8 protein-coding genes are annotated in these 18,810 nt (G+C 73.2%); all 8 read right to left on the bottom strand.

Going from position 1 to position 18,810, the window contains the following annotated elements; all coding sequences use genetic code 11:
- Positions 1 to 7: 7 nt before the first annotated feature.
- Genes ACWDY5_RS19255 through ACWDY5_RS19290 form a run of 8 tightly spaced genes read right to left on the bottom strand, consistent with a single transcriptional unit; the run spans position 8 to position 18,798 of the window.
- Complete coding sequence (locus ACWDY5_RS19255; RefSeq protein ID WP_449723543.1) at positions 8 to 1,438, bottom strand: ABC transporter ATP-binding protein; 1,431 nt, start codon at positions 1,436 to 1,438, stop codon at positions 8 to 10.
- A complete protein-coding gene (locus ACWDY5_RS19260; protein ID WP_449723544.1) occupies positions 1,435 to 2,229 on the bottom strand; it encodes an ABC transporter permease in 795 nt (264 codons plus the stop codon). Before ACWDY5_RS19260 ends, ACWDY5_RS19255 begins: the two co-directional genes overlap by 4 nt.
- On the bottom strand, positions 2,214 to 3,161 hold the full coding sequence (locus tag ACWDY5_RS19265) for an ABC transporter permease (RefSeq protein WP_449723545.1): 948 nt from the start codon (positions 3,159 to 3,161) through the stop codon (positions 2,214 to 2,216). Before ACWDY5_RS19265 ends, ACWDY5_RS19260 begins: the two co-directional genes overlap by 16 nt.
- Positions 3,158 to 4,726 (bottom strand): ABC transporter substrate-binding protein, encoded by a 1,569-nt coding sequence (locus tag ACWDY5_RS19270; protein WP_449723546.1) that lies wholly within the window; start codon positions 4,724 to 4,726, stop codon positions 3,158 to 3,160. The genes ACWDY5_RS19265 and ACWDY5_RS19270 overlap by 4 nt, the downstream gene beginning before the upstream one ends.
- Before the next feature lie 17 nt (positions 4,727 to 4,743).
- Complete coding sequence (locus ACWDY5_RS19275) at positions 4,744 to 5,823, bottom strand: Gfo/Idh/MocA family oxidoreductase (protein ID WP_449723547.1); 1,080 nt, start codon at positions 5,821 to 5,823, stop codon at positions 4,744 to 4,746.
- Positions 5,820 to 6,923 carry a saccharopine dehydrogenase NADP-binding domain-containing protein gene (locus tag ACWDY5_RS19280; protein ID WP_449723548.1) on the bottom strand — a complete coding sequence of 368 codons (1,104 nt, stop codon included), beginning with the start codon at positions 6,921 to 6,923 and terminating at the stop codon, positions 5,820 to 5,822. The genes ACWDY5_RS19275 and ACWDY5_RS19280 overlap by 4 nt, the downstream gene beginning before the upstream one ends.
- Complete coding sequence (locus tag ACWDY5_RS19285; protein WP_449723549.1) at positions 6,920 to 12,355, bottom strand: amino acid adenylation domain-containing protein; 5,436 nt, start codon at positions 12,353 to 12,355, stop codon at positions 6,920 to 6,922. The genes ACWDY5_RS19280 and ACWDY5_RS19285 overlap by 4 nt, the downstream gene beginning before the upstream one ends.
- A complete protein-coding gene (locus ACWDY5_RS19290) occupies positions 12,352 to 18,798 on the bottom strand; it encodes an amino acid adenylation domain-containing protein (RefSeq protein ID WP_449723550.1) in 6,447 nt (2,148 codons plus the stop codon). Before ACWDY5_RS19290 ends, ACWDY5_RS19285 begins: the two co-directional genes overlap by 4 nt.
- Between the last annotated feature and the right edge of the window lie 12 nt (positions 18,799 to 18,810).

An 18,810-nucleotide genomic window follows, 5' to 3' on the forward strand; every position in this document is an offset into this window, starting at 1 on the left:
GCCGGGTTCACAGCCGCACCACCCGGTCGGCCATCCGGTCCACCACCGCCTCGTCGTGGCTGATCAGCACGATGGCCAGGCCGAGGGTGTCGCGCAGCTCGTCGAGCAGGTCCAGGATCGCGGTCCTGGTGCCGGGGTCCAGCGCCGAGGTGATCTCATCGCACACCAGCACTTCCGGGCCCGCGGCCAGCGCCCTGGCCAGGTTGACCCGCTGGCGTTCCCCGCCGGAGAGCCGGGCCGGGCGGTGCTCGGCCAGCCCGGGGTCCAGGTGCACCCGGCGCAGCAGCCGGGTCACCTCGGCCGCGCGGTCGGCCCTGGGCAGGCGCAGCGGGCGGGACAGCGCGGTGCGCACGGGTTCGCGGGGGTTCAGCGCACCGAGGGAGTCCTGCGCCACCAAGGCGATCGCGCGGCGGCGCGGGGCCGGGCTGTGCAGGGTGATGCGGCCGTGGCTGGGGCGGTGCAGGCCGACCAGGCAGCGGGCGGCGGTGGTCTTGCCGGAGCCGGAAGGTCCGGTGAGGGCAAGGCATTCGCCCGCTGCCAGGTCGAAGGAGAGGTCGCGGAGGACCGGGGTGTGGTCGTGGGTGGCGGAGAGGTCGCGGACGCTGAGCAGCGGGCGGAGCGAGCGGGCGGCCGGAGCAGCGGGCACGGCGGGCGGAGCAGCGGCTGAGTGATCGGGCTCGGCGGACGGAGCCGCAGCCGGGCGATCGGGCACGGCGGGCCGCTCGGTGGCCGAGCGATCGGGCGGGGCGGGCCGAGCGGTGGCCGGGTGTGCGGGCGGGGCGGGTTCCGCCGGGGCTCGGTCCAGCGACACCACCTTCCGCGCCAGGTCGCGCACCAGGTTCGCGTCGTGGCTGATCACCACCGCCGCGGCCTTGGTGCGGCGCAGGTGGTCCTTGAGCACCGCGCGGAACTCCACCGCCAGCCGGGCGTCCAGCCCGCTGGTCGGCTCGTCCAGCACCAGCAGCCTCGGCATCGCCGCCAGTGCGATGGCCAGCGCGATCCGCTGCGCCTGCCCGCCGGAGACCTGGTGCGGGTAGCGGCGCAGGAACCCGGGATCGGCTGGCAGGTTCAGCCGGTGCAGCAGCGCGGTGGTCTCGGCCGGGTCCCGGGCGGTGTCGGCGAGCTGGTTGCGCAGGCGGCGGGCGGGGTTGAGGCCCGCCTTGGGGTCCTGGCCGAGATAGCTGATCACCTGGCCGCGCAGGTCGTGTGCCGAGGGATCGGCGAACATGTCGGTCCCGGCCACCCTGACGATTCCACTGTGGACGGACAAGCCGGGGCGGAGGTGGCCGAGCAGGGCGAGCGCGGCGGTGGTCTTGCCCGAGCCGGAGCGGCCGACCAGCGCGACCACCTCGCCCTCGGCCACCGCGAAGGACAGCCCGTCGACCAGGCGGCGACCGGCGAGGCCGGTGATCACCAGGTCGGTCACCGAGGCGATCATGTGGCCACCCTGCCCCACTGGTCGGCCAGCAGGTTGACCCCGATCACGAAGGCCGCCAGCAACATCGCGGGCGCCAGCACCGGCCAGGCGGTCAGCGACAGCCCGGCCAGGTTCTCCGCCACCATCTGGCCCCAGTTCGGCGCCGGCGCGCCGTGGCCGAGGCCGAGGAAGCCCGCGGTGGAGCTGAGGTAGATCGCGGCCACGAAGCGCACTCCGGCGTCGGCGAGCAACTGACCGCGGATGTTGGGCAGGATGTCGTGCCGCAGCAGGGAAAACACGCTGTCGCCCCGGGCGCGGGCCACCTCGACGTAGCCCTGGGCGGCGACCGCGCTGGTTGCCGCGCGCACCACCCTGGCGCTCATCGGCGCGGTGGTGAGCACCACGGCCAGCACGATCACCAGGTCACAGCCGGGAAATCCGGCCGACAGCACCAGCAGCACCAGCAGCGGTGGCGCCACGGTGAGCGCGTCCAGCACCCGCATCGCCGCCCGTCCCCAGCGGTTCGGGTACAGCCCGGCGAGCATCCCGGCCAGCCCGCCGAGCGCGGTGGAGACCACGGTGGCCAGCGCGGACAGGCCGAGCACCAGGTAACCGCCGTGCAGCAGGCGGGTCAGCACGTCCCGGCCGAGCTTGTCGGTGCCCAGCAGGCAGTGGTGGTCCGGCGGCTGGAACGGCGCGCCGACCGGGGTGGTCGGCGACCCGGCGGCCAGGAACGGGCCGAGCAGCGCCACCGCGACCACCAGCGCGCACACCGAGAACGCGGTCCAGCGGCGGATCACGACGCCGCCCACGGGGTGAGCAAGCGGGTGCACACATCGCCCAACAGCAGCGCCAGCAACGTGATCGCGCACAGCAGCAGCGCGACCCCTTGCAGGGTGGGCACATCGCGCAGGGTCACCGCGGTGGTCAGCGCCGAGCCGAGGCCCGGGTAGTTGAACACCGTCTCCACCACCACCGCGCCGCCGAGCAGACCGCCCGCGCCGGTGGCCAGCACCTGCACCGCGGGCGCCAGGGTGTTCGGCAGGATGTGCCGCAGCACCAGGCGCCGGCCGCGGATCCCGTTGAGCCGCGCGGTTTCCAGGTACGGCGCGGCCAGGATCCCGGCCACCGCGGCCCGGATCAGCCGGGTGGTGGCGGCCAGGCTGAGCAGCAGCAGGGTGAGCACCGGCAGCACCAGCGTCTCCGGGGCGTCCAGCGCGGAACCGCCCAGCGGCACCACCGCCACCCCCGGCACCAGGCCCAGGGTGTGGGTGAGCAGGGCCAGCAGCAGTCCGGCGGTGAGGAACTCGGGCACGCCGACGCCGAGCAGGGTCGCGCCGGAGATCAGCCTGTCCGGCAAGCTGCCCGGTCGCAGTCCCGCGGTGACCCCGAGCAGCAGCGCCAACGGGATGAGCAGCGCGTACACCACCCCGGCCAGCAGCAGGCTGTCGGGCAGGCTGTCGCCGAGGATGTCGGCCACCGGCCGTCCGCCGATCAGCGAGCGCCCCAGGTCCCCGTGCAGCGCACCACCGGCCCACTCCAGGTACCGGTCCACCGCGGGGCGGTCCAGGCCCAGCTCGGCCCGGACGCGCGCCAGCTGCGCGGGGGTGGCGTTCGGTCCGGCGACCACGCCGACCGCGTCGCCGGGCAGCACCTCGGTGGCGGCGAACACCGCGACCGAGAGCGCCACCATGGTCAGCGCGGCGGGCAGCAACCGGTGCAGCACATAACGGAACGCGCTCACCGCAGACCGGTGTGCAGGAAGCCGGGATACTGCTCCAGCAGCCCGTCGCCGGGGGCCACACTGGGGTTGGCCGCGCACAGCATCGGCCGGAAGGCGGGCACGATGGTGTTGCCCTCGGCCCACAGCAGGCGCTGCGCGGCCACCGCGGCCGCCTTGCTCCTGCCCGCGTCCGCGGTGCCCCTGGCCTGCACGACCAGCGCGTCCACATCGGGCCGGTTCCAGCCGAACCCGCCGGGCGAGCCCGCGGTGAACAGCGACTGGTAGTACAGCATCGCGGGCACCGCCACCGAGTAGCTGCCCGCGAACGGCAGCTGGGTGTAGGCCAGGTAGTCGGTGAACAGCTGCCCCGGCGGGCGGGCGTCCAGCTTCGCGCGCACCCCGACCTTGCTCAGGTGCTCCACCACCAGGGTCGCCGCCTCCACCATGCCCGCGGTCTCCGGGCCGGTGGTCAGGGTGATCGGCAGGTTCGCCGCCCCGGCCTCGCGCAGCAGCGCGCGGGCGCGGTCCGGGTCGTAGTTGAGCTGCTCCACCTCGCCCGCGTAGTCGGGGAAGCCGAGGGAGAACAGGTCGTTGCCGATGTGCCCGCGCCCGAACAGCACATTGTCCACAATGGACCGACGGTCGATGGCGTACTTGAACGCCTGCCGCACCCGCAGGTCCTGGAACGGCTGGTGGCCCAGGTTCAGCTCGAAGACCAGGCCGGTGGACAGCGCCATCGCCGACTCCAGCACCCGGACACTGTTGTCGGTGGCCAGCACCTTGGCCTGCACCGGGGTCAGGTCGTGCACGAAGTCGACCTGGTGGCCGCGCAAGGCGTTCAGCCGCGCCTCGGGGTCGGCGATGGACAGCAGCTCCACCCCGTCCAGCCGGGGTTGGCTGAGATCGTCACCGGCGAACCCGTCGTGCCTGGCCAGCTTGCTGCCGCGGCCGGGCTCGAACTCGATGAGCTTGAACGGCCCGCAGGTGGGCAGGTCCTTGGTCACGTTGGTGGTGCCCGCCTTGAGCACGTAGGCGGTGCCCATGCACAGCACCAGGTGCCCGTCCGCGATGGGCTTGCGGGTGGGCAGCAGCACCTTGTCGTCCCCGTCGGCCCTGGCGCGGTCCAGGTCGAAGTCGGCCAGCAGCCGCACGTAGTGCCCGGTGCCGGTGCTCGCGGCCAGCGCGAGCGAGGCGAGCACGTCGCGGGAGGTGACCGGGCTGCCGTCGGTGAACTTCAGGCCCTTGCGCACGCGCAGGGTGTAGCTGGACAGGTCGGCGGCCCGGTCGATGCCGGTCAGCACCTGGTAGCGCACGCCGTCGGGGGCGTTCGGGTCCAGGGTGCCGAGCACACCGTGCAGGGCTTTGGCGCGCGCGGTGTCCAGGGTGCTGGACTGCTGGAACGGTTGCAGCGTCTCGGCCGCGCCGGAGCCGACCAGCGCGGCGCGCAGGGTGCCGCCGGGCTTGGCGGGGCCCGCGGTGGTCGTCGGCGCGGTGGCCGGGCCACCGGAGCACGCGGCCAGCATCGAACCACCGACCGCGACGGCCAAGCCGCGTAACACCGTGCGCCGGCTCAGGTTCCTGTCCATGCTGCCGCTCCTGTCGTTCATGTCGTGCACCCCAGTTGTTCGTGCGCGGTGATCGGATCGGGATCCTGGCCGCGCACCAGGTCAGGCTGGCCGAGCCGGCCGGTGAGATCCTGCCAGGCCCGGACCGCGCCCAGCGTGAACTGCCCGTGCCGCAACGGGTCCCGGTCCGCCTCGATCGCGGCGGCCAGCTCGCGCACGGCGGCGGCCGCGGCGACCGGCCAGGTGTGGCCGAAGACGTCCTGGTAGCTGCCGGGACTGACCGGTCCGAGCAGGGTGCCGGTGGGCAGCGCGAGCTGCGGCCCGTCCAGCTCCAGCGCGCCGTGGGCGTCCCGGTCGGCGTGCAGCCGCGGGGTCCAGACCACCGGGCCGTGCGTGTCGGCCAGGGTGAGCACGCCGCCGGGCATCCCCAAGGCGATGCGGTGCAGGAAATGGCCGTGGTTGTCCGGGTCGTCCGGGTTGATCTGGTTCTGCACCCGCAGCGTCACCGGCACCCCGCCGAGCACGCCCTGCGCCAGGCGGAACGGCGGGTCCTGCCGGGTCAGCGCGCGCACCTCGGCACCGGGCGGCGGCAGCGCCTCCCAGGCCCAGGGGCGCAGCGTGCCCAGGGTGCGGCCGAGCAGCTCGACCATCGGATAGCTGACCTGCACGCTGCACGCGGCGTCCAGGAACACCGGCTCCTGGGCGGCGCGCAGCCGGGCCGCGGCGGCCAGGAAGCGGGCGATCGGCTCGACGTGCGGGTAGAAGGCGTTGAGCTGGTACTGGATCTTGTTGGCCCGCGCCAGTTTCAGGCAGGCGGTCAGCTCGTCCTGGTGCACCGGCTGCTCCTGCAGCACGTGCGTGCCCCTGGCCAGGAACTCCTGCGCGAGCTCGGTGCCGCGCCCGCCGACCACGCCGGAGCGCACCACCACACAGGCGATCCGCACCTCGGCGGGCACCTCGGCCACGCTGCCGTAGAGCGGCACGCCGAACTCCTCGGCGGTGGCCGTGGACTGCGGCCCGCCCTTGCCCAGGATCCCGGCCAGCTCGAGCTCCGGGGCGAGCCGGATGCCGCGGGCGTAGAAGCGGCCGAAGGAGCCGCCTGCCACCACGACCTTCACAGCACGCCCTCCTCGTCCTCGGCTCCGCCGTCGATGATCGCCTCCAGCACGGTGACCGCGCCAGCGGAACGAACCCGCTCGACCAGAACTTCCGGTTCCAGCGCCTGGGCGGCGAAGTGCACTCCCGGCGGGATGGCACCGGCCAGCACCTGTTCCACCGCGGCGACCGCGACGGTGGCGGTGAGCCGGTAGCTGTCCTCGGTGCGCAGCACGGCGGTGGCCCGGTGCGGGGTGCCGTCGGCGGTGCGGCCCTCGGCGCGCACGGTGATCACGTAGTACGGGCTGCGCCCGGCCAGGTCCACCTCGGCCGCGGTGACCAGGTCAGTCACCGCGCGGTCCACTGTGGACGGTGTGGTCGGCGGTTCGGCGCGCCAGCGGGCCAGGGACATCCGGGCGCGGGGGCCGGGAAAGACGGTGTGCCACTCCACCCTGGCCGCGCCGAGGGTGCGAGCCAGGCGCTGGGCCTCGGTGCTGAGGTAGGGCTGGACGGTGACCGGGTCCGGGAAGAACGGCAGCCGGGTGTCCTCGGTGACCCGCAACGCCCCTGGCCGCACCGCCCCGTCCTGCCAGGCGGCCAGTGCCTGCCCGTAGGAGCCACCCGCGCCATCGGTCCCGGTCACGCTGAGCAGCATGTCGGCCGCGGCGGCTGGGGTGCAGCGTTCCAGCCCGCCGGCGTGCGCCGACACCCGGTCAAGGCTGGCAATACCTCTGCGGGTCAACCAAATCGGCAGCACGCCGGACAGACCTGGCACGGTGCCAGCGGACAGCACCGCGATGAAGTCCACTGGGAGAACAGCGGACCGGAGAGCTTCATGCACCACGTCATCACCAAAAGCGTCCACATAGGACGCTCCGGCGACCAGTGCGGCCCTGGCGACCCGGTCCCCGAGAATGGCGGACGGGCCAGCGCAGTTGAGGACTACCGTACACCCTCGGCAGAACTCGGCCAGCCGGGCCTCGTCCGTGATGTCCGTCTCCACCACCTCCGCACCCGGCCTGACCTGCGCGGGACGCCGTCGCGATCCCAGGCGCAGCGGCAGTGGCAGCAGCTCGGCAGCGGCCGAGCCGACCGCGCCGGAGGCGCCGAGCAGCCCGATCACCGGCCCGCCCCTGGCAGCAGGGCGAGCACACCGGCGGCGTTGGCCGGGCCGAGGCAGGTGAAGTGGTCGCCGGGGATCTCCTCGATCCGCAGCTCGCCAAGGCACAGCTCTTGCCAGTACGTCGTCATCCCGGCGTGCAGGTCGGGCACGAAGTGCACGTCGCCGCGGTCCATCAGGAAGGTGATGTCCCCGGCGTAGGGCTCGGCCTCGAACGTGGTGACCGCGCGCAGGCTGTGCGCGAACACCGCGAAGCTCGCCGCCAGGTCGACCGGCTCGGCCAGCAGCGCGCCGATCGCGGCCAGCCGCTGCCCGTGCGGGCGCAGGGCCAGCGCGCCGAACCGGGCGGCGACCTCGGCGAACTCGCCGTCCAGCGCGGCGAAGCAGCCGTCGGGGAGCAGGCCGGGGCTGTGCCGGAGCACGGCCTGCACGGCCGCGCCGAGCCGCTGCTCGTCCTCGGGGTAACCGAGCCGGGCCGGGTCCACCTCCAGCAGCCTGGCGAAGGCATACTCCAGCAGCAGCTCATCCTCGATGCGGTAGGGCATGCGGTAGCAGCTGATCACGGTGAGGCTGTCCACCTCGGCGCCGGACTCGGCGAGGGTGCGGGCCAGCTCGGTGGCCAGCAGGCCGCCCATGCAGTAGCCGACCACGTCCACCCGGTTGTGCCCGGCCGCGCGCAGCTCCCTCGCGTAGTCGGCGGCCAGCCTGGGCAGCAGCACCTCGGCCGGAATGTCCACATAGGACACTGTCGGTTCCAGGCCGAGCACGGTGCGGCCGCCGCGGCGCAGCTGCTCGACCATGGCGCGGTAGGGCGCGAGGGTGCCGCTGCCGTCGTGCACCAGCACCAGCGCGGGTTCTCTGTTGCCCGGCACCAGCTCGATCAGCGAACTGCCGCCGCCGTGCTGGCCGGTGCTGGCGGGTGCGGCGCGGAGGTGGTCGGCGTAGTCGGCCACGGTGGTGCCGCGCAACACGATCCGCAGCTGGGTCTCCCAGTCCAGGGCGGCGGCCTCGGGGATCTGCTCACGCATCCGGCCGACCACCTTGGCGGCCAGCAGCGAGTCGCCGCCCAGGGCGAAGAAGTCCTCGTCCCGGCCGACCCGGTCCCGGTTGAGCAGTTCGGCCCACACCTGGGCCAGCGCGGTCTCCAGCTCGTCGCGCGGCGGTTCGGCGCTGGCCTCCGGCACGCCGGACTCCACCGGCAACCGGGATGTGAGCGCGGCGCGGTCGAGCTTGCCGTTGGCGGACAACGGCAGCTCGTCCACGATGTGCAGCTGGGCAGGCAGCATGTGCTCGGGCAGCCGCTCGGTGAGGTGGCGGCGCAGCGCGGTCTCGTTGACCGGCTGCCGGTCGGTCTTCACCCTGGCCACGAACACGTGCTGGCCCACCTCGGGGAAGTGGTCCTGCGGCCGGGGCAGGCAGGCCAGGACCTGCGCGCCCACGCCGTCGAGCTGCGCACGCCACTCCGGCGCGGAGAGGAACACGCGGTGGTCGTGCCGCCGCAGGTCCTCGTAGCCGGTGAGGCCCTCGTGGAACTCCTTGGAGATCAGCAGCGGGTGGTTGTCGCCGGTGGCGTCGATGAACACCAGGTGCCCGCCGGGCCGCAGCACCTCGCGGAGCCGGGCCAGCACGGTCGGGATGTGCTTGGCGTTGTGCAGCACGTTGGCGCACAGCACCACGTCCACCGAGTTCGGCCGCATGTCCTGCCGGACCAGGTCCACGTTGAGGTCGAAGATCCCGTAGTCCACCCAGGGGTAGTCGGCGTAGCGCTTGCTCGCCTCGGTGAGGAAGAACTGGGACAGGTCGGTGAACCGGTAGCGCACGTCGAACTCGGCCAGCGCCGGGATGAGGTCGGTGCTGGTGCCGCCGATGCCCGCGCCGACCTCCAGGATCCGCAGCGGTTCCGGTCCCTGGTGGGCGGCGGCGAGCTCGCGGACCGCGCCCACCACGAACTGGTTGATGTACCGGCCGATCAGGTTGGTCTGGTAGATCGCCTCCGCCACGGTGAGCTGCCCCTGCGGGAACAGCAGGGTGAGCGGGTCGATCTCGTCGCGGAACAGCGCGGGCAGGTGCGCGGAGCTGGCCCGCACGTAGTCGAGCAGCTCGCGACCGTAGCGGAGTTCGACCTGGAGTTCGTCCACTATGGACCACAGGTCGGCGGTCTCGCCCTCAGCGCGCAGGCCGTGGTAGTGCTCGCCGTCGCGGTGCAGCAGCCCGGCTCCGGTGAGCGCGTGCAGCCAGCGGTGCACGAGGCCGTGGTGCCGGGGCACCGCGCCGAGCGCCTCGATCACCTCGGCCGCGGAGTGCCTTGCCCCGGCGGAGAATAATCCGGCGTCGTGCAGCGTCCCGGCCATGATGCGCAGGGTGACCCGGTCGAAGGCGGCGGTGAACGCGGCGTAGCGGTCCGGGTCGCGGTCGGCGACCACCGCGTTCGCCCTGGCCGCGGCCCGGTCGGCCAGCTCCGCGTCCGGCGCACTGTCCGATGTGGACTTGGCGGCCGGGGTGGCGAAGGCGACCAGTCTGCGGTCCAGGGTGGTCTCGCCGACGACCAGTGCGGCGGCCGATCCGACGGCCGGGTGGGTGGTCAGCGCGGACTCCACCTCGGCCAGCTCGATCCGGTGGCCGCGGATCTTGACCTGGTTGTCCTCCCGGCCGAGGAACTCGATCACGCCCTGCTCCCGGTAGCGGCCGAGATCACCGGTGCGGTACAGGCGTTCCCCGGTGACCGGGTGCCGGCGGAAGCGTTCGGCGGTGCGCTCGGTGTCGCCGAGGTAGCCGAGGGCCAGGCCGTGGCCGCCGATGTACAGCTCACCGGGCACCCAGTCCGGGCAGGGTCGCAGGGCGTGGTCGAGCACGTGGAAGGTCTGGTTGGTCAGCGGGGTGCCGTAGGGGATGCTGCGCGCCCCGGCCGGGACCTCGTCGATGGGGTGGTGGATGGACCAGATGGCGGCCTCGGTGGCGCCACCGAGGCTGGTCAACTGGAGCTGGGGAACGCGGGCGCGCACCCGGTCGGGCAGGGTGACCGGGATCCAGTCGCCGGAGAGCAGCGCGGTGCGCAGGCTGGGCAGCTCGATCCCGGGTTCGGCCTCCAGGTAGTGCTGGAGCATCTCCAGCTGCGCGGGCACCGAGTTCCACACCGTGACGCCGTGCCTGGCAACGAGTTCTGCCCAGTGCGAAGGGTCGCCCCTGCGGTCGGCGGCGGGCAGCACCAGCGCGCCACCGGCGCCGAGCACGCCGAAGATGTCGAAGACGGACAGGTCGAAGCCGAGGCCGGCCAGGCCGAGCACCCGGTCCGCGCCGGTCACCGCGAAGCGCTGGTTGATGTCGCGCACGGTGTTGAGCACGGCGCGGTGGCTCATCATGACGCCCTTGGGCGTGCCGGTGGAGCCGGAGGTGTAGATCACGTAGGCCAGCTCGTCCGGGTCCGTGTCCAGTTGCGGCAGCACGGATCCGAACGGGTCCAGCGCATCGACCGCGACCACTCGCACGGTCTCCGGCCAGGTGTCCCCGGCGAGCCAGGACTGGGTGAGCACCAGGCGGCAGCCCGCGTCGGCCAGCACCAGGTCGCGGCGGGCGGCCGGCTGGTTGGTGTCCACCGGCACGTACGCGCCGCCGCCGAGCAGCACGCCGAGCACGGCGGCGACCTGCTCGATCCCCTTGTCCATCACCACCGCGACCCGGCCGCCCCCGGCCGCGTGCACGGTCCCGGCGACCGCGGTGGCCTGGCGCAGCAGCTCGCCGAAGCTGACCACCCGCTCCCCGGCCAGCAGCGCCGGGGCGTCCGGTGTGGACAGTGCGGCGCGCAGGAAGTCCTCGTGCAGCAGCCCTTCCGGCAGCGGGGCCGTCGTGGCGTTGACCCGGTCGCGGACCGCGCGCTGGCTCGCGGGCAAGGCGACCGGGTCGGCCGCGGTCCAGGCGGTCTCGTCGGCGGCCAGGCCGCGGAGCAGGTCGGCGAAGGCGGCAAAGGCGTCCTCGACCAGGCCGTCCGGGAACAGGCCGGTGCGCACGTCCCAGTTGAGCAGCAGCTGCCCCTTGGCCTCCATGGCCTGGCAGTCGATCCACACCTGCGGGGTCTGGGTGATGCCAAAACCCAGGTCTCCCAAGGCGAGCAGGCCGTTGGCGTGCGCCTCGTCAGAGTCGTCGCCCAGGCCGATCATGCTGGTGAACACCACCGGCATCAGCGCGGCGGCCCGGCCGCGGCGGCGAGCCAGCTCGCGGAGCACCTCCACGCCGGTGCACAGCCGGTGGTCCATGTCCGCCCACAGCCTGGCTTGCAGGGCCTGGGTGAGCCCGGCCAGGTCGCGGGGTTCGGTGCGGTCGACCTCCAGCAGGTTGACCGAGGTGAAGTCGCCGATCAGCTGGTCCACCTGCGGGTGCAGCGGCAGCCGGTTGAGCAGGGTGACGTTGAGGGTGAACCGGGGGTTGCGGCTCCACCGGCCGATCACCTCGGCGAACACCGAGAGCACCGCGGCCGAGGCGGTGACCCCGTGCCGCGCGGCCAGTCCGCGCAGCGCGGACCATTCCACTGTGGCCAGTGTGATTCGGTGCCTGGTGAACTCGGCCCGGCCGCGGCTGCGGGCGTTGTCGGCCAAGGGCAGCTCGGGTGCGCCGGGCAGGCTGTCGATGCGGTCCCACCAGTAGGCGTGGTCGCGGGCGCGGGCCGCGGCGTGCGCGGAGCCGCTGTCGCCGAGGGCGCGTTCGGCCAGCACGTAGTCCCGGAAGGTGATCTCCAGCTCGGGCAGCGGCCGGTCCGGGTGGTGGTAGAGCCTGCCCAGCTCGGTCAGCAGCCGGTTGACGCTGAGGTAGTCGGCGATGAGCAGGTCCACCGAGATGTGCAGCACCGCGCGGTCGTCGGCGCGGGTGAGCCGCAGGTCGTAGAGCGGCCACTGATCGGGCTGGTAGATGTGGTCGGCCAGGGCCACCCTGGTGCGCTCGATCGCCTGGGCCACCTCGGTCTCCGGCCTGCCGCGCAGGTCGTCCGTCCTGATCGGACGGTCCGGCACCTCGGCCAGCACCTGCTGGTAACCGCCGGGGTGCACGATCGCGCGGAGCATGTCGTGGCGGCGCACCAGGATCGCCCAGGCGGCGGAGAGCCGGTCCGGGTCCAGGTCGGGGAAGGTCAGCTCCAGGTAACCGTGGCACGACACGCCGCCGTAGTCGAAGGCGTCCTGGCGGCCGAGCAGGTAGGCGGCCTGGATGTCGGTGAGCGGGAAGGGTTCGGTGCGCTCGTGGGGCCGGGCGGTGAGCGCGGCCTCGCCTGCCTGGTCGGTGAGGTGCGCGAGCACGGTGCTCTTGTGCGCTTTCAGCCGGGCGAGCAGGTCGCCGGTGAGCACGCCGGCGGGGGCGCGGTAGCGCAGCTGCCCCTCGTCGGCCCACAGCCGGACGCCCAGGGCGCCGAGTTCGGCGAGCAGTGCGGCAACGGGTTGGCGTGCGGTCACAGGGCACCTTCTTCGAAGGACAGCTCGGGGTCGAGCTGCTGGGTCTGGGTGAGTGCCGCGAGCGCGGCGATGGTGGGGGCGGCGAAGAGCTGGCGCAGGCTCAGCTCAAGGCCGAACTCGTTGTGCACCAGGGCGACCAGCTTCATGGCCAGCACCGAGTCCCCGCCGAGGGCGAAGAAGTTCTCCTGCCGTCCCAGGCCGGGCAGGCCGAGCAGCCTGGCCCACAGCGCGGCCAGCCGGGTCTCCAGCTCGCCCCTCGGCTCGTCGCCGCCCTGGTCGCCCGTCGCCTCGGCCAGCTGGGCCAGCGCCTTGCGGTCGACCTTTCCGTTGGCGGTCAACGGGAACTCGGTGACCTGGTCGATCCGGGGCGGTACCGCGTAGGCAGGCAGGCGTTCACCGAGGAAGGCGTGCATGCCGGTGGTGTCGAGATTCTCGTGCTCCAGCACGAAGGCGTGCAGGCGCTGGTGGCCGCGTTCGCCGAGGGCGATGGCCACCGCCTGGCGCACCAGCGGGTGTGCCTCGATCGCGGCTTCGACCTCGCCGAGCTCGATCCGGTGGCCGCGGATCTTGACCTGGTGGTCGACCCGGCCAAGGAACTCCAGGGTGCCGTCCGGCCAGTACCGCCCCAGGTCGCCGGTGCGGTACCAGCGTTGCCCGTCGTGCTCGACGAACCGGGCCGCGGTGCGCTCGGGATCACCGCGGTAGCCGGTGGCCACGCCGACGCCGCCGATCCAGAGTTCGCCGGGTGCCCAGTCGGGGCGGTCCCGGCCGCGTTCGTCGACCACCCGGTAGCGCTGGTTGCGCAGCGGGAAGCCGTAGGGCACGGACGTCCAGTGCCGCGGCACCTCGCGCACGGTCAGCGCGTTGGACCAGATGGCCGCCTCGGTCGCGCCGCCGAGCGCGACCAGACGGCAGTCGGGGGTGGCCGCGCGCAGCCGGGCTGGCAGGTCGAGGCCGACCCAGTCGCCGCTGAGCAGGGCCAGCCGCAGCGGCGGGAACTCAGCGGTCTCCCCTGCGGCCAGCAACATGTCCAGCAGCGCGGGCACCGTGTTCCACACCGTGACCCGGTGCTCGCGGCACAGCTGGAGCCAGCGCCCGGCCTCACGGCGCTCCTCCTCACCGATGAGCACCAGCGCGCCACCGGCGGCGAGCAGGCCGAAGATGTCGTAGACGGACAGGTCGAACTCCAGCCCCGACACCGCGAGCACCCGGTCCTCGGGACCAACGCCGAAGCGTTCGTTGATGTCCTCGACGGTGTTGACCGCGGCCCGGTGCGAGACCTCGACCCCCTTGGGCTCCCCGGTGGAACCGGAGGTGGCGATCAGGTACGCGGTGCTCGCGCGGTCCACCCGAATCGGCGCGGGCAGCGGCGCGGCCCGCTGAGCGTCCACAATGGACTCTTTATCCAGGCTGGTGACGACGTTGGCAATCCGCCGGATCCGCTCCTGGCGCTCCGCCGGGTGGTCCACGCCGATCGGCACGTAACAGCCACCGGCGGCGAGCGCGCCGAGCACGGCGGTGATCTGCGCCGGCCCCTTGGGCAGGGTGATCGCCACCGAGTCGCCGGGCTTGACGCCCGCCGCGACCAGGTGCCCGGCCACCCGCAACGCGCGTTCGGCCAGTTCGCGATAGGTCAGCTCGCCGCCGTCCCAGCACAGCGCGATCCGCTCCGGCGCTGCGGCGGCCATGGCGAAGAAACCCTCGTGCAACAACCGATCCGGTTCCGGGCCGTCGGTCTGGTTGACCCGCTGCCGCACGGCCTGCTGGTCGGCGGGCAGCAGCTCCGGCAGCGGCTGCACCCAGGCGGCCGGGTCCTCGGCCAGCCGCCACACCAGGTCGCGGTAGGCGGCGAACATGGCGTCCAGCAGCCCGGCCGGGAACAGCTCGGCCACCGCGTCCCAGTGGCACACCAGGTCGCCCGCGGCCTCGTAGACCTGCTGGTCCAGCCACACCTGTGGGGTCTGCGAGATGGCCCAGACCTGTTCCAGCCGGGCCGCGGCCAGGTTCTCCCACATGGACTGGTCGAGGCCGAGCGCGCTGGTGAACACCACCGGCATCGCGGCCGCGGCCACACTGCCCAGTCGCCTGGCCAGTTCGCGCTGCACCCGCACCGCGGAGAAGTCCCGGTGCTCCAGGTCCCTGGCCAGCTGGCCCTGGGTGCGGCGCACCGCGGCAACCCAGCTCTCCCCGGGTTCGGGCTGGTGGGCGAACAGGGCCAGGGAGGTGAAGTCGCCGACGATGTTGGCCAGGTCGGGGTGCAGGTCCCTGCGGTCGAACAGGGTCAGGTTGACCGTCAGCTCCTGCTGCGCGCTCCAGGCGGCCAGCACCTCGGCGTAGCAGTGCAGCAGCACCGCGGACGGGGTGAGGCGGTGCGCGCGAGCGAGGTCCTTGATCCGCTGCCAGTCCCGCGCGGGCAGCCGGGCGGAGCGGCGGGTGAAGTGCGGTCGCACCACGGTCGCCGGGTCCACGGCCAGCGGCAGCTGCGGAGCGGCCGGCAGCGCAGGCAGCCGGTCCAGCCAGTAGTCCACGGAGGACTGCTTGGCCAGGTCGACACCTTCCACCGCGAGCAGGTAGTCCCGGAAGGAGACGTCCACTGTGGACAGTTCGGCGTCTGGGTCGACGTAGAGCCTGGCGGCCTCGGAGAGCACGATGAAGGTGCTCATGCCGTCGAAGACGATGTTGTCCAGGCTGATGCCGATGCGCAGCCGGTTGCCGCCGTGCCGGACCGCGCGGATGTCGAACAGCGGCCAGGTCGACAGATCGGTGACCCGGTGCGACAGCTCCTCCCGCAGCGCGGCCAGCGCGGCCTGCTCGTCGGTCCCGGCCTCGGTGACCTCGATGGTGAAGCGCGGCACCTCGGCCAGGATGCGCTGGCGGCCGTCGGCGTCGAAGACCGCGCGCAGCATCTCGTGCCGCCGGATCAGCCGGTTCCACACCTGGGCCAGGCGCTCGGGGTCCACGTCCACGCCGTCGAACTCGAAGTAGGAGTGCGCGCCCACCCCGCCGAGCACGAACTCGCCGCTGCGGCCGAGCAGGTAGGCGCGCTGCACGTCGGTGCACGGGAAGGGTTCGTGCCGGTTGGCCGGGTCGGGCCGCAGTGCCACCGACGGCTCGTCCTCGGTCCGGCCACTGTGGACGGTGGCGGCGAAGTCGGCGAGCCGGGGGTTGCCGAAGAGCCGGTCCAGTCCGGCGTCGGCGAACCCGGCCGCGGCCAGCCGGGCGATCAGCCGGGTGGCGACCAGGCTGTCCCCGCCGAGCAGGAAGAAGTCGGACTCGCGGCCGATCTCACCGACCCCGAGCACCTCGGCCCACACCGCGGCAACCGCGATCTCGGTCTCACCCCGCGGCGGAGTGAGGAGCTGCTCCGGTGTGGCGTGCTCGGTGAGCTCGCGGCACACCCGGGCGCGGTCGATCTTGCCGTTGACGGTGAGCGGGATCTCCGGCAACACCACCAGCAGGTCGGGCACCATGTGCGCGGGCAGCCGTTCGGCCACCGCGGCCAGCACCGCCGTGCTGTCCACTTCAGACTCAGCGGTGATCGCGGCGAACAGGCGGCGGCGGTCCACGCTCGGCGTCACCACCGCGCGCCACACCCCGGCGCACTGTTCCAGGGCGTGCTCGACCTCGCCGAGCTCGATCCGGTGGCCGCGGATCTTGACCTGGTGGTCGGCCCGGCCGAGGAACTCCAGGGTGCCGTCCGGCCAGTACCGGCCCAGGTCACCGGTGCGGTACCAGCGTCCTCCGTCATATTCCACAAAGGATTGGGCGGTCAGCTCGGCATCACCGCGGTAGCCGGTGGCCACCCCCGCGCCGCCGATCCACAGCTCGCCGGGCACCCAGTCCGGCCGGTCCCGGCCGCTCTCGTCGACCACCCGGTAACGCTGGTTGCGCAACGGAAAGCCGTAGGGCACCGACACCCACTCGGCGGGCACCCGCTCGATCTCCAGCGCGTTGGACCAGATCGCCGCCTCGGTGGCACCGCCGAGGGCGACCAGCAGGCAGTGGCCGTCGCTGGCCGCGCTCAGCCTGGGCTGGAGGTCCAGACCCACCCAGTCGCCGGAGACCAGGGCGAGGCGCAGGCTGTCCCGCAGCCCGCGCTCCCCCGCCGCGACCAGCAGCATGTCCAGCAGCGCGGGCACCGTGTTCCACACCGTGATCCCGTGCCGTCGCACCAGCTCGGCCCAGCGGGCGGCGTCCCGGCGCTCGTCCTCGGTGATGGTGACGATCGAGCCGCCTGCGGCGAGCGGCCCGAAGATGTCGTACACGGAGAGGTCGAAGTCCAGCGCGGACACCGCGAGCACCCGGTCACCGGGGCCGATGTCGAAGCGCTCGTTGACCTCCTCGACGGTGTTCACCGCGGCCCGGTGCGACACCTCGACGCCCTTGGGTTCCCCGGTCGAGCCGGAGGTGAAGATCACGTACGCGGAGGCGTCCGCGGCCGGCTCGACCGGCGCGGGCAGCGGCGTGCACCCGGCGGCGGCGGTCAGCGCGGCGGCGTCCACGGTGACGGAAACCCCGGCTCTGGCCAGGATTCGCGCGCGGCGCAGCGGCGGCTGGTCAACCCCGATCGGCACGTACATACCACCGGCGGCGAGCACGCCAAGCACCGCGATGATCTGGTCCGCGCCCTTGGGCAGGGTCACCGCGACCGGGTCGCCGGCGCGCACCCCGGTGGCGGTCAGCCAGGCGGCCAGGCGCAGCGCGCGGGCGGCGACCGTGCCGTAGTCCAGATCGCCGTCCGCGCCGCGGATCGCGGTCCGGCGCGGATCCCGTTGGGCCCAGGCGAAGAAGTCCTCGTGCAGCAGCTTGCCGGACTCGACCCGGGTGCTCGCGTTGACGGCCTGTCGCACCGCCCGCTGCGCGGCAGGCAGCTCCAGCGGGGCCGGCAGGTCCCAGGTGTCGGTCTTGGCGGCGAGGTGGCCGACCAGGCGGGTGTAGCCGTCGAACAGGTCATCGACGAGGCCCTCGGGGAACAGCTCGTCCACCGCGTCCCAGGCCAGCAGCAGCTCGCCGTTGTCCTCGTAGACCTGGTGGTCCAGCCAGACCTGCGGGGTCTGGGAGAGCATCCAGCTCCACTCCCCCAGCTCCGCGCGCACCCGGGGCGGGATGAACTCGCCGCCCAGGTTGCAGGCGAAGACCACCGGCGCGCTGCGCTCCCGCCCGGCATCGGCTCTGGCCAGCTCGCGCAGCACCTCGATGCCGGAGTAGTCGGCGTGCTCGACGTTGCGCCGCAAGGTGGTCTGCACAGCCTTCGCGCGGTCCACAAAGGACTGTGGCGCGGACACGTCGACGGGTAACAGCACCAGGTTGGTGAAGTCGGCGACCAGGTGCGGGACCTGGGCGTGCAGCTGCTGCCGATCGAACAGCGGCAGGTTGAGCAGGAAGCGCGGCGCGGCGCTCCACCGGCCCAGTGCCTCGGCGTAGGCGGTGGCCAGCGCCATGGCGGCGGTGACCCCGCGGGCGCGCGCCCGTTCCTGGAACCGCTGCCAGTCCGTTGTGGACAGTCGGTGGGTGCGGCGGCGGAACCACGGCCGGTGCACGGTTTCCGGGGCGGTGGCCAGTGGCAGCTGTGGCCCGCCGGGCAGCTCGTCCAGCTGATCTTGCCAGTAGGCCTTGGCGCGCTCGCGGTCGGCGGCGCGGGCGGCCTCGCGCTGGGCGAGGTACTGCGGGAAGCTGAAGTCCAGCGGCGGCAGGGCTTCGCCGCGGCCGACGTACAACTCGGCCAGGTCGGCCAACAGGATCTGGATGCTGAGCACGTCGGCGACCAGCAGGTCGATGTTGAGGTGCAGCACCGAGCCGCCGTCGAGCTGGGTGAGCTGGACGTCGAACACCTCGCCCCGCTGCACCGCCAGCCGCCGGTGCCCGAGCTGCTCGCGCACCTCGGCCAGCCGAAGCGCCGCAACGGGTCTGGCCAGCCCGGTGAGATCACGCACGGTCAGCCCCGGCCACGGGCTCTCCGGCAGCACCTGCTGGGTGCCGTCCTCGTGGAACCGCGCCCGCAGCATCGGATGCCGCGCCGCCAGCGCCCGCACCGCCGCCTCCAGGCGTCCGGCTTCCAGCGGTGGTCCGGTCAGCTCCACGCAGGCGTGGCAGCCGACCCCGCCGAGCCGCTGGTCATCCCGCCGCCCGATCCAGTACGCGTGCTGCACCGGGGTTAAGCCGAACGGCGCAGTGGGATCAACCTCGGGCACCACGGCCGGACTGGCAACTTCCTGACTCTCGCCAAGGCGTCGGCACCACTCCCCCAGCGTCGGGTGCTCGGCCAGCTCCGCGGCTGAGACCCGGACTCCGGCCCGCCGCCAGCGCCCGACCAGCTGCATCAACCGGATCGAGTCCAGTCCCAGCTGTAGCAGATCGTCCTGCTCCGCCAGACTCTCCGGCGCCACCCCCAGCACCGCGGCGACCGCTTCCCGGACCGCATCGCGCGTCAACGCCCCGCCCACACAGGCACCCCA

This window comes from Crossiella sp. NPDC003009 (genome assembly GCF_053591555.1).